Origin of the sequence: Lachnoclostridium sp. An169 (assembly GCF_002160525.1) — a bacterium.
GTDB lineage: Bacteria > Bacillota > Clostridia > Lachnospirales > Lachnospiraceae > Mediterraneibacter > Mediterraneibacter cottocaccae.
In genome coordinates this window covers 18,292-34,276 of sequence record NZ_NFKT01000002.1, presented here as the reverse complement: position 1 = coordinate 34,276, position 15,985 = coordinate 18,292, and the positions used below count along the sequence as shown (strand labels likewise).

Below are 15,985 nucleotides of genomic sequence, written 5' to 3'. Positions count from 1 at the left end.
TTTCAAACTATTTTGCGTTCAACAGAGGAGGCAGCCCCGGCTTACCGCCGTGCTGCCTCCTTTGCGCTCTCGATTGCTGCAAGAAGCGCTCGTGCATCTTTCTCTTCCTTGTCAAACAGTTCCCGCTGGGTCGAGGTATCCTGGTCCGGACCTTTTCCGGATAGTTTTTCCCACAGTCCAGGCTCCGGAATGAACTTTTCCACACTCTGCGTCCCGGTAATCCCCAGTGGGAAGATATCCGGGAACAGACGCGCCAGTTCTTCCGCGATATATGCTGCCGCCCGGTACGCCCCGTACTCGTTGGTATGGGTGTAATCCCCGGGATGGAAATATCCCCGCGCGTCTGCCATTCCCAGTCTGTTGAGGAAGCAGACCGATGCGCCGTGCAGATCAATACAGGGAACTTTCTTCTCCTTTGCCACACGGACAACAGTCTTTGCATACTCACTTAACAGATCGTTGTAGGAACCGTCCTTTTTCCAGATATTGCGTCCCAGAGGCGTGACGAGAACCGGCTGTGCCCCGGTCTGCCTCACCTCGTCCACAAAGCGGACCAGATTGCGGTAATATCCGGTATCTGCCATCAGATGAGGCAGCTTCTGGTCATTATGCCCGAACTGGAACAGACAGAAATCCCCTTTTCTGATATGACGCATCACGATATCAAAGTGGCCCTCCTCCCGGAAGGACTCCGTGGTAAGTCCGCAGTGTGCCTGATTTTCCACTGCCGTTCCGTCAAGAAACGCGGGAAGCGCCTGCCCCCAGGATGCATAGCATGCTCCGGAATTATACGGCAGTTCTCCCGCCTGATCGGTCACCGTAGAGTCACCGCACAGCCAGACCACCGGAACATTTTCCGCAGGAGCCGCAGAGCATTCTTCCATGGAGATGCTCTCCGAATTCCGGGCGGCATAAGAGACAAACAGGCGTTTTGCCGTCCATTCCTCCGTGTGCCACCGGGGAATGATCTCGCAGAGATGCTGGTAATAAACAGCTCTGTATTCCTCCCCTTTTTTCAGTGACACGACTGCCCTTAACTGTTTTCTCCCGGCAAAAACCCTCAACTGCTCCACATCATCAAGTGCCCGCAGGGTAATCTGAACCCGGTAAGTCCCCCGGGGAAGCTCTTCTGTCATAAAACTTACCGGAACCATTCCTTCCACAGCAGCCGTTATCTCCGGTGCATCCCCGGCGGCATCAGACTCCCCGGGCGCGAGAAACCCGTCCGTGATCTCGGGAATCGCGAATTCTTTCCCGCTGTTTTCCTGCCTCAGGAATGGCTGAAATCCATACGCCGTCACAGCGCCCCGTCTCCTGCAAGGTTCTCATAATCCAGGACAGCCGCGAAGAATGCCAGGGTCATTCCCTGACCCCATCCCTGAATCCACTTTTTGGAAATATTGCGGTAGCCGTCCCGGTCCTTCATCACTGCCGTGCCGCCGGAGACATCCGTCACTCTTCCGTCCGGGGCTATATGGGCGAGCACGCCGTCGATGGCTTTCTCTACATATTTAATATGGAGAGGATTCGCCTTCAGCGTCATAGCCGCTGCGATTCCCGCAGACGCGGACAGTTCCTCATAGGAACCTTCATCATCCAGGATCGTCCTCCACAGACCGTTCTCTGTCTGCAGCATTTTCAGGGCGGAGAGCTGTTCGTTCAGACTTCCCACGATCTCAAGATACTGGGGATACAGATAGCACTCCGGCAGGATCCGTCCCACCTTGCTCATGGTGTAGGCTGCCCAGCAGTTTGCCCTGCCCCAGTAGAACCCGGACATATGATCCTTTGTAATGTTATTGTAGCCGTGATACCACAGCCCCGTCTCCTCATTCTGAAGATACTGGATGTGCCAGTAATACTGGTTCAGCGCGTCCGCGATAATCTCTTCGTCCTTTGTCATCACGCCGTAACGGAGCAGGAAGAACGCCGCCATAAACAGCGTATCCGCCCAGCACTGCTCCGGGAAATCATTGTTTGCGGAAACGGTGTGCTGCAGCACGTGATCGCCGAAGCGGAGTGCATCATTCCTCAGATAATCGATCTTTGACCTGATAATATCCAGGTATTTCTCATCCCCGGTGGCCTGGTAGAGGGTGATCAGGCAGTGTCCCATGGCGCAGGTGTTCACCGTCCACGCAGGAAGCCCCAGGCTGATCAGTTCATCCACTCTCTCCTTCAGGAAATCAAGATACTCCTGTTTTCCCGTAATCTCATAAGCCTCCGCGATCCCGTAATAGGCAACCCCGCAGGGCCAGTCCCAGGACATATCCATCCGTTTCGTGCGCTCCACCACGCGGTCAATCGCATCCTCAATCTGCGCTCTGTCAAAATTCAGTTTTCCCATTTGTCGAACCTCCTCATTTTATAGATATATATAAATCAGCCTTTCAGATTTCCTTTTCTTCCTGCCCGTAAGGCTCCAGTGTAAATACCACGCTTCCATGCTCTGTCTGCACTGTTGTCTTCTGTTCTTCATCGGAGTTATTGATCACCACAAGCCTGCCCGCTGCCGGATAGTAAGCGCATTCTGTCCACGGATTGTCCGTCAGCCACAGACCGCAGTTTTCCGAAGTTCCGAAAAGGATCAGGTTCAGCAGCAGTCGGGCATTGACCGGCGTATAGGCAAATCCGCCAAGATAGATGCCGCAGCCGCTGCCGAACTGATGCACCGTCAGATCCGGCGTCCCATCATGGGATACAAGCACCTGTGCAGTCCCGTCAGTGAGGAATGCCCCTTCCCGCTCCGGGATACTGTATCCTGCCGGGAGCAGCCCTGACGGAGATATTTCCTTCTCCGGCACTTCTTCAAAACTCCACTTTCCATGGCACACTCTCGCCCCGGTGTCCTTATCCACGCCAAGCACGTGCGCCATACGGAAGTATGTGGCATAGCCTTCCACCGCAGATGGCTCTCCGATTCCGATAAACACGCCACCATCATACGCCCATCTGGTCAGTTCTGCAACAAGATTTTCATCCTTCCAGACATCGCCGCCGCTCCAGGCGCTTCCCGCGCGTCCGGCATTGATCACCACATCGTAATCTTTAAGCTTCCCTGCCTTTGCATCCTCGAAACTGATGAAATCAACGTCCAGAGGAAGTCCGGAGAGCGCCTCGTTGACGTGGATCAGGTCGTGCATGTATGTCTCGTGGAAATGTCCGGACAGGGTCCACGGCCGGAAACTGCCCCAGCAGTGAAGCACTGCCGTCCTCGCCCGGAACGAGAACGGTTTCCCCTGGCTGTGGTAAGCACGCATCCTGCGGAACTCATCGGACACTGATTCGATATAATCCTGAAAATCCGGAAAATCCTCGGTCAGATGCAGGTATCCTCCCAGACCGATCCTCTCCACAGGCTCCCGGAGGAGCGCCCGTCTCACATGGTTCCAGTACTCCTTTGCATCCCGGGTCGGATTACCGCCTTCCATAAATGTGGGCGCTCCGCCAAGTCCCACAGGGAACAGGTAAGGATGAAGCCGCAGCTCATGGACAGGGATGTCCGCTCCGGCGCACATTCTCGCCTCATATCCGGAGAACACGCATTTGATCAGCCCGTCAAAGCCGATCTCCTGAAAATGTTTCCCGTAGGGCTCCACGCCGATCCAGCTGTCATCGTAGAACACATATGCCTGCTTTCCGTACCGGTGTACGATATCCACCAGTTCTTTTCCCAGTTCCGCCACAAAACGGCAGATGAACTCCATCCAGTCTCTCTTGTGTGCAGTGGGCGGCATATGAGTCACCTGGAGTTTCCCCTGATTGATAAAATCCTCCGCCGTAAGTGCGTACCCGAACTCTTCTTCAAAATCCCGGAGTGCCTGAGGACTTACCGTGAAGTCGTAGGAACCCCAGTCGGTAAAGAGATTCCGGTTTCTCTCACTGCTGCCCCAGATCCAGACGAAATTGTAGAAAAGGGAAGTAAAGCGCACCACCGTTGTCGCCGGATGCTCCCGGCACCACTGTTCCATCCATTCAAGCATGAACCTGCGCGCTTTCGCTGGCCGGGGATCGATAGGCATCAGATGCTCCTTGTCCCAGTTATTTGTCACATAGTTGTACATGGAGATCTCTTCCCAGATCCGGTAGGCGAGAAAGCTCACCGTGTACGTGTGAAAGGGCGTAATCCCCCGGACAGTCACCGTCTCATTTTCTTCATCATAATTCCACTTTTCCGGGGGAACCAGGGTATCGGAAGTCCGGTCCCACACCTGCCAGTAAGCAAGGGATTCCTCCGAATCATTTACCGCAAACTGCTCCCGGAAGAACTCTTTCATCACCGGGATTTCAAGGGCATCGGAATCCGCCGTCACCGGGCTGGTGGAAAGGAAGGTCTGCTGCAGGGCGTCCATGTTTTCTCTCGCCCATTCATTGTGATCGCGGATGATGCACACAGTGGAATAGATGCCGTAGCCTGCGCCTGTAATCTCCGGGGAGAGCTCCGTGCCGTCACTGTCGCGGATCACGTCCGCTCCCCATTTTTCCGCCATTTTCAGTGTCAGGGCTTCATATCCCGCCTCGCCGGGCAGGGTGAAGCCGCCTTTTTCTCTGCTCATTTTCTGTTTTCTCCTGTTTTTCTGCCTGATTTGTTAAAAAAGGCAGCAGGACCTTTTCGGGTTCTGCCGCCCTGTTGTTTTTTATGTATTTAGCCTTTCAGACCTGATGTGCTGATTCCTTCCACAATGTATCTCTGCATGAAGATGAAGATCACAATGATCGGGAGAAGGGAAAGGCTTGCCATGGCAAACATCGCGCCGTAATCCGAAGTGGAACCCGGATCGGCAAACAGTTTCAGCGCAAGGCTGACCGGATATCTCGCCGAATCATTGATGTAAAGCAGTGCGGAAAGGAAGTCGTCCCATCTCCACATGAAAGAGAAGATGAATGACGTTACAAGCACCGGCTTTAACAGCGGGAAGATAATCCTTGCAAAAATACCGTAATAGGTACATCCGTCAATCTTGGCGGATTCATCCAGCTCTTTCGGGATACCTCCGATAAAGTTCATCACAAGGTATACGAAGAATCCCTGGATCGCAAAGCAGTACGGAACGATCAGCGGAAGGTAGGTTCCCACCCATCCGAGCTGCTGATACCACAGATACTGCGGGATCATGAGGACCTGTGCCGGGAGCATCATGGAGAGGAGCATGGCCACAAAGAGGATTCTGCTTCCCTTAAACTTGCAGCGCTGAAGTCCGTATCCCACGATCGCCGACGAGAACACCGTTCCGATGGTCGCCAGGATGGAGATGAAAAGAGAGTTGCCGAAGAATGTGCCGAAGCTGATTCCTCCGAATCCCTTCCATCCGTTTGCATAGTTCTCAAACTTGAATGTCTCCGGAATGAGCTGGGTTGCTGTCGTAAATATCGTGTTCGTGTCCTTGAAAGAACTCATGAACATCCATACCAGGGGATAGATCATGATCAGGCCGAACAGGGTGACAAGCACATGATAAATTGTTTTATTAATAATCTTTTTTCTTCTCATATCTGTCAGTTCCCTTCGTCATATACCCAGAATCTCTTCGTGGCAAACAGTACCAGAGTAACCAGTCCGACAATCAGAAGCATTACCCATGCCATTCCTGCGGCATAACCCGTCTTATAGAATTCGAACGACTGCTGATACGTATACACTGTAAAGAACAGTGTGGAATCCATAGGCTTGCCCTGTGTGATGATGTAACACTGGGTAAATGCCAGGAAACCGTTGATCATCTGCATAACAAGGTTAAAGAAGATCGTCGGTGTCAGCAGAGGAAGGGTGATCCGGAAAAATTTCTGGATTCCGTTAGCTCCGTCAACGTTTGCCGCCTCGTAAAGTTCTGCCGGGATCTGTTTCAGTGCGGACAGAAAGATCAGCATGGATGATCCGAACTGCCATACCGCCAGGATAATCAATGTCCAGATAGCCGTGCTCGTCTGTCCCAGCCAGGACGTATTGTCCGGCAGCCCAAACATTCCCAGGATCTGGTTGATCACGCCGTCTGTCGCGAACATTCTCTTCCAGAGGATGGATACCGCAACCGAACCTCCGATGATGGAAGGCAGGTAGTATACCGCGCGGTAGAAAGGAGACGCCTTGCTTCCTTTTACCAGGATCATCGCCACGATCAGGGCGAAGATCAGACGCAGCGGAACCGATACAAGGGCAAAATAAAATGTCACTCCGATAGATTTCCAGAAACGGTCGTCAGCGGTAAACATCTGAATGTAGTTCTTCAGACCGACAAACTCCGGCGGTGACAGAATATTGTAATCACAAAACGAATAATACAGGGATATTCCCATGGGCACAATCATAAAGAACAGGAAGCCTATGATGAACGGCAGGGAGCATACCACTCCCGCCGTACTTTCTCTGTTCAGTCTCTGTGCCAGTGTCAAAGACTTTTTCTTCATAACAGTGTTCTCCTACTCCTACCTTACTGTGCAGAAGCCAGTGCTGCATTTCCCTGATCAAAGAGCTGCTGTGCCGCATCTGCCGGCTCAAGCTGTCCGTACAGTACCTGCTCCTCAAGATTTGTCAGAATATCGTAGAACTCATTTGCCCCTGCCGGTGCCGGCGGATTGATCGGGCTTGAATTCGGTGTTACAACATCGTTGATGTAAGCCACAACTGCCTGGTCTGTCTCGGAAAGTTCTGAAGCAATTGCGTCGGAAATTGCTGTGGAAATCGGAACGCCACGCTCTCCAAGGAGAACTTTGTTGCACGCTTCATCATTAATGAACCAGTTGATGAACTCAACGGCAGCATCCGGGTCCTCGCAGTTTGCACTTACGGAGAAGAGCTGACTCGGTTTCAGGTAATTGGATTTTGCCGGGTCCGGTGACGGCCATGTTGTGATACCGATCTCCATTCCTTCCGGAGCTGCGTTCTGAACTGCTGTCAGCTGGTTGGAAGTGGAGAATGCACACCAGGACATTCTGTCCGGATCAGTTCCGTATACAAGCGGATCCTGCTCGGTGGATTTCAGTGTGATCTCTGTAAATACGCTCGGGTCAAGATGCCATCCCTCTTCGATTCCCTGTTTCTCAAGGTCAAAGATAGTCTGAAGCTGATCCGGGCTGTCTACGCCGAGTTTGCCGTCTCCGTAGAGCACGATGTCATCCGCTCTGCACCAGAACTCCGGCAGAGACTCAACGCTGTATCCCAGGTTTGTGCGAAGTCCGGTTTTCTCTTTTACTTCCTTGCAGAGATCTACGAACTCGTCCAGAGTCATGTTGTCCTTTACGGTGATACCTGCCTCGTCAAGAGCCGTCTTGTTGTAGAACATTGCATTTGCGTTTGTTCCAAGGGAAATCGCATATGTCTTTCCGTCAACCTTCTGTGACTCCTGAATGTTCTCCGGTACGTTTGACATATCCAGAGTTCCGTCCTCGATGTAAGGAGTCAGGTCGAGGAGAAGTCCGTTGTCCACATACTGATCCAGATACATATAATCCATCTGCATAACATCCGGAAGTGCGTTTCCTGCGGAACTTGTTGCCAGCTTGTTCCAGTAGTCATCCCACTCTGAGAACTGTCCGTCGATGGAAAGCCCCGGATGATCCTCCAGATACATGTTGATTACTTCCGTCGTCCTGTCGTTTCTTGTCTGGTTTCCCCACCAGGAAACTACCATGCTGCTACTGCTGTCAGATCCGCTGTCTCCGTCTTTGGATCCCCCGCCGGAATTTCCGCATGCTGCCAGGGAAACTACCATTGCTCCTGCGAGCAGTGCTGCCAGAACTTTCTTTTTCATAAATACATTCTCCTTTCTTTTCTCAGGTGTTTTTCCTTTCCTGAGCTTGTTTCTGAAACAGATTATACACTCCAAAAGACCGGGTTTAAATAAACAAAACCTAGTACCGTTTACACGAAACCTTGTTTTTTTTCAGTTCGCTTGCTCTTGCAGTTTTCTTATATTAAAATAAGGTAGCATCAGACAGGGAGATAAATTTCCCGGCTGTAAAGAGGCGTCCCTGTTTCGTGCAAACCGTAGTGAAAGGCAGATAAAATCCATGTTTCATACATTAGCAGACAAAATGCGGAACGCGCCGCTTTCCAAAAAAATCCTGGTCATACTCCTTCCCGGCATCTTCCTGCTTGCCATCATTATACTCACCGGTTTCCTGCTTATCGTCCGGGTGGACAACCAGATGCTCTATGAGACTTCGGCTGACCTGCTCTCCTACTCGTCCCGGGATATCTCCAACTCCCTGAACGCAGCATCCGGCATGTCCGATTTTCTGATCGCTGACTCGACGATCCAGGATGCCCTTGCAGCTACCCAGGACGCCGATGACGGCAGGACTCCTCCGGACGCATACTCCGATATTCACTCCACGCTGGAAACTTATTATCAGAGATACCGGGAACACTATGTCAATTACATCAAAGTAATTTCCAAAAATTATACCGTCAGCTCCTACAGCTCCGATTCCAATATCATGCCCAGCGACATGGAAAACGAACTCATCGAAAAAGCCCGGGAACAAAAAGGCGGCGTGACATGGATTACGGACTACAGCGATACTTACGGTATCTACCTTGTAAGGATCATCCGGCGGATCGAATATATGCGTCTGGATGAAATCGGCGTCCTGATCGTGAACATCGACCTGAATGAAATGATGGAGGATATTTCTTCCGGGAACAGCCGCAACAGCTCCACATCGTATCTCCTTCGAAATGACCGGCAGATTCTGTATGCCCCTGATTCCATGAAGGGACTGACCGCGGATGATCTTTCCGCGTTTCCTTCCTCCGGATCCTCTTACAGCATACAGAAAGTCGGCGGTGAGCAGTACTTCATCGTCCCCGGCAGGATCAGCGCCACAGGATGGGATTACTACTGCCTCTCCTCCTATGAAGAGATGTACAACAGCCTGCGCTTTTTCCAGTCAATGTTCTTCCTGGTACTGCTGATTGCGGTATGTATGTGCATCGTGCTGACCAAGCGGCTTATCAAGCCCATTATGATCCATTTTGACACACTTATGATAAAAATCAAAGCTTTTGGAAACAAGGATTTCAAGATCGCCGAAGTGCCCTATTCCTATGAACACCGCACCGACGAGATCGGTCTGCTCCATCAGCAGTTTGATTCCATGGCCACGGAAATCCGCTCCCTGATCCGCGAGAACTATGAGACAAAGCTGGCCGCAAAAGATTCCCAGTTAAGAGCCCTGGAGATGCAGATCAACCCGCATTTTCTGTACAACACGCTCCAGTCCATCAACTGGCGGGCAAAGATGCTGAAAGACGGAGAAATCTCGAGTATGACCGAAGCGCTCGGCAAGCTTCTCCGCATTACCTTAAGCAGCCGCAACAAGGACTCCAACCTGGGGCAGGAGCTGGACCTGGTCGGCTATTATATGACCATACAGCAGATCCGCTATGAAGACGCACTCTCCTTTGAGGTGAACGTCCCCGAAGAACTGCGGCAGGTCTATCTGCCCAAGTTCACCCTGCAGCCCCTGGCGGAAAACGCCATCCGCTACACGGTTGAAGCGGACAGCGACGACTGTCTGATCCGTATCTCCGCTGTTGTCACGGAGTACTGGGTGGAAATCACACTGGCAAACACCGGGTCGTCCTTCGACCCTGATCTCCTGGAAAAACTGAGAACCGGGGAGATCACCCCGCACGGATTCGGGATCGGCATCCTGAACGTGTACCAGAGGCTGAACCTGACTTTCGGGCAGCGCTTCCGTCTCAAATTCTATAACGAGGACGGGTTCGCTGTGGTGAAGATCTCCGTTCCGCACACCACAAAGGAGGAAAACAAATGATACGTCTGCTCATCGCCGATGATGAAAAAATCATCCGCGAAACCATCTGCAACATTATTGACTGGAAAAGTCTGGGGATCGAGGTTGTCGCCGTCTGCAAGGACGGGCTGGAAGCCTACGACGCCATTCTGGACGAGTACCCGGATATCGTGCTCACCGATATCCGCATGCCAAAACTCTCCGGTCTGGAACTGATCCACCGGATCACCCAGAACCATGACGACATCCAGTTCATCATCCTCTCCGGGTACGACGAGTTTGACTATGCCCGGGAGGCAATGCGGTACGGAATCAAACACTATATTCTGAAGCCATGCAACGAACAGGAGATTATCAATGCAGTTCAGGACGCCGTAAAAGAGCACTACCGGAATCTGGAAATGCGCGGGGATCTGCCGGATTCCGCCGGAGAAGGCGGCCTGCTCCGCACGGACCTGATCTACCACATCTTCCTGCGCGCCCTGCCCTCCGGCCAGAGCCTTGAGAATCTTCCCGCAATTTTCGGGAGGGCTCTGGACTTCTACCATACCCCTTACCAGCTCTGCTACCTCTACTTTCTGGAGGAGGAGTATGTACAGAAGTGTATCGACCACATCCGGGAACTGACTGCCGCCAACGGGTTGGGCTGCAGTTTTACCTATGTATATGTTAAAAATACCCTTGCTTTTTTCACGCCGGATAACGGAATTGACCTGGATCTGATGGACCGCCTTCTCAAAACTGTGGACTTCGGCGCCCATCCCGGCATGTGCGTGTACGACCGAACGGAGTGCTCCAGCCTTCTCTCTCTGCTTGAGACACTCTGCGGCAGAGTCAAACGGTATGAGACCATTTCCCTTTACTCGCAGGATCAGAGTACCACGATCTACAACTACGCCTCCCTCTTCCGGCAGATCACCGATCTTGCCGACAGCCTGTCCCACGCAGAAAATGAAGAGACACGGGTGCAGTACATAAGCGAGATCCGGAACATCATCTCCGGCATCAAGAATAAAGATCTTCTGCAGGCGCTCACCGGAAGCATCCTGATGAAGGCAATGCAGAATAACTCCAACTATTCCGCGGCAGATATCACGGAATTCATGGCGTCTGTGAGCAGTAAAAGCACTACAGAAGAGATCTGCTCATTCCTTTTTGAAAAACTGGACTCTCTCTTCGGGAAACCGGCTGGGGAGGAAGGGAAATACAAGCCTTTTATCCAGGAGATTATGGACTATACGAAGAAGCATATCGCGGATCCCAACCTGACGCTGAAATGGATCGTGGAGACACAGCTCTTCATGAACGTGGATTATGTAAGCCGCCAGTTCATGCTCCAGACCGGCACCAAGTTCTCGGCCTACTTAAACGGGCTGCGGATCGAGCGCGCAAAGCAGCTCCTCCTCCAGTGCGACACGGAGAAGATCTACTCCGTGGCGGAACAGGTTGGTTGCGGGAATAACCCCCAGTATTTCAGCCATCTGTTTAAGAAATTTACCGGAATGACGCCGAAGGAATATATTCAGAAAATGACTGAGACAAAAAAATGAGTGACTGAGACAAAAAAGTAAGAAAAGAGGTATCGATATGAGACTGTTTGACCCGGAAGGGAAATTCGCGGTTACCATGACAAAACTTTACGATCTGGTGGCGATGAACCTGATGTTCCTCGTCACGTCCATCCCCATCATCACCATAGGCGCAAACATGACCGCCCTGTACAGCGTCACCCTGAAAATGGTAAAGAATCAGGAGTCCTATGTTTTCAAAAGCTACTGGAGCAGTTTCAAGTCCAACTTTAAGAACGCCACCATCCTCTGGGTCATCTATGCCCTGATCGGCGTGTTTCTGATCGCGGACTTCCTCGTATCCGGGAAAATGGGAGGGAGCTTTCTCTTCTTCCGCTATCTGATCGGTGTGGTTCTCTTTATATGGGTGATGAGCCTGACCTACGTGTTCCCGCTCCAGGCAAGATTCGACAACGATGTGAAAACCATTGCCAGAAATGCCGTCCTCCTGCCCATCCGCCATCTGCCCTGGACGGTTCTGATCCTGATCATCAACGCCATCCCTGTTGCAGGATTTTTCTTCCTTCCGGGGATCGCGGGCGCCCTCTTCTCCTTCATCCTGCTCCTGGTCGGATTCTCCGGGACAGCGCTGGCAGCTTCGCATATCTTTGTGAAGAAGATCTTTCCTTATTATGTGAAGGAGGAAGCGTGAAAGAGGCGTGAAAAAACTTTACAGTGCGGGAAGATGGGGATACAATTTCAGATACAGAAGTGATTTTGGATTAATAAACAAATAACTTTATCTATTTGAAGGAATTCTCAAAAAAGGGGACGCGCTTATGACTATGATTAATCTGCCATATGGAATTGACGATTTCAGAAAAGTACGGGAAAGCAACTGCTATTATGTCGATAAAACCCCTTTTGTAGCAGAGCTGCTGAGTGAAACATTCTCCGTAAATCTGATCACAAGACCACGCCGTTTCGGAAAAACACTTGCCATGAGTATGCTGGCAGAATTTTTTGACATCCGTTTCGACTCCACAGAATTATTTAAAGGTCTTGCAGTCTCCGAGATGGAAGAACTCTGCGGAAAATGGCTCAATAAGTGGCCGGTTCTCTTCCTGACACTGAAAGATATCGATGGGGAAACCTTTGAGGATGCATACAACATGATCTGTTTTACCATCGCATCCCTCTGCGAAGAGCACCGCTATCTGCTCAACAGCCGGAACGTCTCCGATACAGATAAAAAACGGTTTCTGCGCCTGTTGGAACAGACCGGAGAAAAAACGGACATACGGACCTCACTCTTCGTCCTGACCCGTATGATGAAAGCCCACTATGGGCAGGATGTAATCCTTCTTATCGATGAATACAATGTTCCCCTGGCGAAAGCCAGCGATCACGGATATTACAAAGAAATGCTCGATATTGTCAAAACGTTCCTCGGCATGGCGTGGAAATCAAACCCTGCGCTTAAATTTGCCGTAGTGACCGGATGCCTGCGCATTGCCAAAGAGAGCATTTTCACCGGCGCCAACAATTTCATCTCCAATTCGATTTCTGATGATCACTACAGCAGCTGCTTCGGCTTTACTGAGCCGGAAGTCTGCCGGATGCTTGCGGATGCCGGATTCTCCGATCGGCTGTCGGAGATGAAGCGGTGGTATGACGGTTACTTTTTCGGAAATACAGAAGTTTATTGTCCGTGGGATGTCATCAACCATCTCCGCGCATTGGGCAGGAAGCCAGATGCACAGCCCGGTAATTACTGGCGGGACACAAACCACAACAATATTATCCGCAGATTTATAGATGTAAAAAGCAATGCCGTCAACGGCAAATTCGAGACTCTGCTTGCAGGCGGCATTATCCGGGAACCGATTATCGAGGATCTGAATTATGATAACGCAAATTCTTCCGAAGATTATCTCTGGAGCATTCTCTATCTCACCGGTTATCTGACCAAGGCTCCGGATTCCGGTTCTGCGGGCGAATCTGTTTCGGACGGAATGATGAACCTGCGGATTCCAAACGAGGAAGTGAAAACCATATTTGCAGATACCGTAAAACAGTGGTTTACAGATACTGTTGAGTCAAGAGACCGCCAGGAATTTTTTGAAAAGTGGTGGAATGGCAACGACATTGACCTGACAAAGGATGTAACAGATATTCTTTTTGATACAATCAGCTATTTTGATTATAAAGAAGACTATTACCATGCTTTCCTCACCGGGCTGTTCTCCGGTGCAGGATACGAGGTAAAATCCAACTCCGAACAGGGCACCGGGCGGGCAGATATTGTCGTCACCGACCGGCAGAACCGCCGCGTCATCATTATCGAAGCGAAATGGTCCCACAGCGAAGAACTTCTGGATAAAGAGTGCGATGAAGCCCTGCAGCAGATTGAAAAGAAAGAATACGCCCGGAAATATTTCACTGAGGGCTATGAAAAAATACTCTGCTACGGCGCTGCATTCCGCGGGAAGAGATGCCTGATAAAATGTAAGCGGGATTAAAATCGCGGAAACAGCTTCCTCCACCGGACTGTAATCATGGGCACCTGGAACAGCAGCATTGCCACCCAACCGCAGAAATTCGCCCAGGCAAGCCGGTCGAATCCGCCGCCGAGGATATGGGTCATGATCCAGGCGGCCAGGAAACGGACCGCCATATTCAGGACTGTACTGATCAGGGTCACTTTCAGGTCGCCCAGACCGCGGAAAAAGCCCTGGATAATGTTCGTCGCCGCGGGCATCACATACATAAAGGCGATCAGCTGCAGATAGGAGATTCCCAGAGTCACAACTTCCTCCGAATCTTCTCCCACAAACATTTCCATGATCTGTCTTGAAAAGACGAATACAATCACAAGCACGACTGCCGTATAGGCGGCCTCCAGGAGGATGGAGCAGAGATACCCTCTCTTCATCCTCGCCATTTTTCCCGCGCCTCTGTTCTGCGCCATAAAGGTGGTCGAGGCGTGGGCGATATTCTGCTGGGGCGTCATGGCGAAATCATCCACCCGGTTGATGGCGGTGAAAGCGGCAATAAATTCCACTCCCTGAACATTTACAACCGTCTGAACACAGATCTTTCCCAACTGCACACACATCTGCTGCAGGGCGCTTGTGATGCCGTAGGAAACTGTACGTCCCAGTACGGACCGGTCAAACACCTTCCACTTTCTCCCCAGACAGAGCAGCGGCACTCTTTTTCTGATATAAGCCAGGCAGAACAGGCAGCAGAGCGCTTCGCTGAGCACTGTAGCCAGCGCACTTCCCGGCACGCCCCACTGAAATGCCACGACAAAGAGCAGATCCAGCACCACATTGAGGAAGGCGCTGATAATCAGGAAATAAAGGGGAATCTTACTGTCCCCCAGAGCCCGCAGTGTATTGGAAAAGAAGTTATAGACAAATGTAAATATCAGACCGGCAAACACGATGCGCAGATACACCGCGGACGGTCCGATGATATCCGAGGGCACCTGGAGCAGCAAAAGCAGCGGATGCGCCAGAATCAGCAGAAGCAGCGTAATCACAAGGGAAAATCCGATTCCGCCAAGCATCGTAGTGCTGATCTGCCGTTCCAGCTGGTCATATTTTTTCGCTCCGTACTGGGTGCTCATGAGAATTCCCGCGCCCATACACATTCCGCTGATAAAAAGAATTATCATATTCATGACCGGTCCTGCGGTTCCAACTGCTGCCAGAGCGTCGTCTCCCACAAATTTTCCCACGATCACCGAGTCCGCTGCATTATATGTAAGCTGAAAAAGATTTCCCAGAATAAGCGGAATTGTAAATCCCGTCAGCTGAGGCAGTATTCTGCCCTCTGTCATGTCTGTTGCCATAGTTCCCCGTTCCTTCTTTCTTCTGTGCCTTTCCGCTCTATTATAGCACTGTCCGCGGAAAATGCTATCAGTTAAAAAATAATTCGTACAGCTTATTTTGTTTGTAGGTTTCCGCACACATTTCCGAAAAATGTTCAAAAAAACAGACCCGGTACGGTTCTCTGTCCGTACCGGGCCCGTCTCTTTATTATACGATTGCCACAGCTTATCTCTTGTTGAGCCGGCACACTGCCTGTGCCGGCCCGCTTCCCCTTACCGGGGAATCACATGCTCTGAAAGGATTATCCCTCAATGGCAATGGACTTCTTCGTCTCCACAGCCTGTGCATCTTTCTTCGGGATGCTCAGTCTCAGGATACCATCCTCGAATTTCGCCTTGATATCTTCCTGGGTTACCGCATCACCAACATAGAAGCTTCTCTGTGCAGCTCCTGCGTAACGCTCTTTCCTGATATATTTGCCCTTCTTATCCTGCTCATCCTTATCCAGGCCTTTTGCAGCCGAGATCGTCAGGTAACCATTCTCAAGCTCAACATTGATCTCATCTTTCTTAAATCCGGGCAGATCAATATCCAGTTCATATCCGGTATCATGCTCGCGGATATCTGTCTTCATTATATTCTTTGCATTCTTTCCATACAACGGGTTCCTGTTTCCCCAGAACTCTCTGTCAAACGGGAAATCCATCCAGTCATCAAACAAATTTTCTCCAAAAATACTCGGCATTAACATAAGTCATTTCTCCTTTCAAATACTGAACCTCTGAAATTATTATCTATGAACTGCTTTAAGCAGCTGCCATCAGCACTCCTGAAGTTGTCTCAAGTGTTGCGATCTATGGCAACTCGGGATTCGGATTC

At 50.9% G+C, this 15,985-nt stretch carries 12 protein-coding genes; 4 read left to right on the top strand and 8 right to left on the bottom strand.

Translation table 11 applies throughout. The annotated features are described in order from the left end of the window. Positions 1 to 41 precede the first annotated feature (41 nt). The 6 genes from B5F07_RS01740 to B5F07_RS01715 form a co-directional block, all read right to left on the bottom strand. Positions 42 to 1,301 (bottom strand): rhamnogalacturonan acetylesterase, encoded by a 1,260-nt coding sequence (locus B5F07_RS01740; protein WP_087159566.1) that lies wholly within the window; start codon positions 1,299 to 1,301, stop codon positions 42 to 44. Continuing rightward, positions 1,298 to 2,347, bottom strand: a complete 1,050-nt coding sequence (locus B5F07_RS01735; RefSeq protein ID WP_087159565.1) for a glycoside hydrolase family 88/105 protein — start codon at positions 2,345 to 2,347, stop codon at positions 1,298 to 1,300. The genes B5F07_RS01740 and B5F07_RS01735 overlap by 4 nt, the downstream gene beginning before the upstream one ends. A gap of 43 nt (positions 2,348 to 2,390) precedes the next feature. Continuing rightward, complete coding sequence (gene gnpA / locus B5F07_RS01730; RefSeq protein ID WP_087159564.1) at positions 2,391 to 4,556, bottom strand: 1,3-beta-galactosyl-N-acetylhexosamine phosphorylase; 2,166 nt, start codon at positions 4,554 to 4,556, stop codon at positions 2,391 to 2,393. Positions 4,557 to 4,645: 89 nt separating this feature from the next. Next, the gene (locus B5F07_RS01725; protein WP_087159563.1) at positions 4,646 to 5,491 is read right to left on the bottom strand and encodes a carbohydrate ABC transporter permease; all 846 of its coding nucleotides are present in this window, start codon (positions 5,489 to 5,491) and stop codon (positions 4,646 to 4,648) included. Positions 5,492 to 5,496: 5 nt separating this feature from the next. Next, the gene (locus tag B5F07_RS01720) at positions 5,497 to 6,405 is read right to left on the bottom strand and encodes a carbohydrate ABC transporter permease (RefSeq protein ID WP_087159562.1); all 909 of its coding nucleotides are present in this window, start codon (positions 6,403 to 6,405) and stop codon (positions 5,497 to 5,499) included. A gap of 23 nt (positions 6,406 to 6,428) precedes the next feature. Further along, entirely contained in the window at positions 6,429 to 7,748 is a 1,320-nt protein-coding gene (locus B5F07_RS01715) for an ABC transporter substrate-binding protein (protein ID WP_087159561.1), read from the bottom strand. A gap of 259 nt (positions 7,749 to 8,007) precedes the next feature. Between B5F07_RS01715 and B5F07_RS01710 the strand changes: the two genes are divergently transcribed. The 4 genes from B5F07_RS01710 (at position 8,008) to B5F07_RS01695 (ending at position 13,789) form a co-directional block, all read left to right on the top strand. Further along, positions 8,008 to 9,780 (top strand): cache domain-containing sensor histidine kinase, encoded by a 1,773-nt coding sequence (locus tag B5F07_RS01710; protein ID WP_087159560.1) that lies wholly within the window; start codon positions 8,008 to 8,010, stop codon positions 9,778 to 9,780. Further along, complete coding sequence (locus tag B5F07_RS01705) at positions 9,777 to 11,309, top strand: response regulator transcription factor (RefSeq protein ID WP_087159559.1); 1,533 nt, start codon at positions 9,777 to 9,779, stop codon at positions 11,307 to 11,309. Before B5F07_RS01710 ends, B5F07_RS01705 begins: the two co-directional genes overlap by 4 nt. A gap of 37 nt (positions 11,310 to 11,346) precedes the next feature. Continuing rightward, positions 11,347 to 11,979, top strand: a complete 633-nt coding sequence (locus B5F07_RS01700; RefSeq protein ID WP_087159558.1) for a YesL family protein — start codon at positions 11,347 to 11,349, stop codon at positions 11,977 to 11,979. Between the two features lie 127 nt (positions 11,980 to 12,106). Further along, complete coding sequence (locus B5F07_RS01695) at positions 12,107 to 13,789, top strand: AAA family ATPase (protein WP_087159557.1); 1,683 nt, start codon at positions 12,107 to 12,109, stop codon at positions 13,787 to 13,789. Here B5F07_RS01695 and B5F07_RS01690 read toward each other — a convergent pair. Both B5F07_RS01690 and B5F07_RS01685 read right to left on the bottom strand, forming a co-directional pair. Further along, positions 13,786 to 15,126 (bottom strand): MATE family efflux transporter, encoded by a 1,341-nt coding sequence (locus tag B5F07_RS01690; RefSeq protein WP_087159556.1) that lies wholly within the window; start codon positions 15,124 to 15,126, stop codon positions 13,786 to 13,788. The genes B5F07_RS01695 and B5F07_RS01690 overlap by 4 nt on opposite strands. A gap of 281 nt (positions 15,127 to 15,407) precedes the next feature. Continuing rightward, positions 15,408 to 15,857: an Hsp20/alpha crystallin family protein gene (locus B5F07_RS01685; protein WP_087159555.1), complete on the bottom strand. Its 450-nt coding sequence runs from the start codon at positions 15,855 to 15,857 to the stop codon at positions 15,408 to 15,410. Positions 15,858 to 15,985 lie beyond the last annotated feature (128 nt).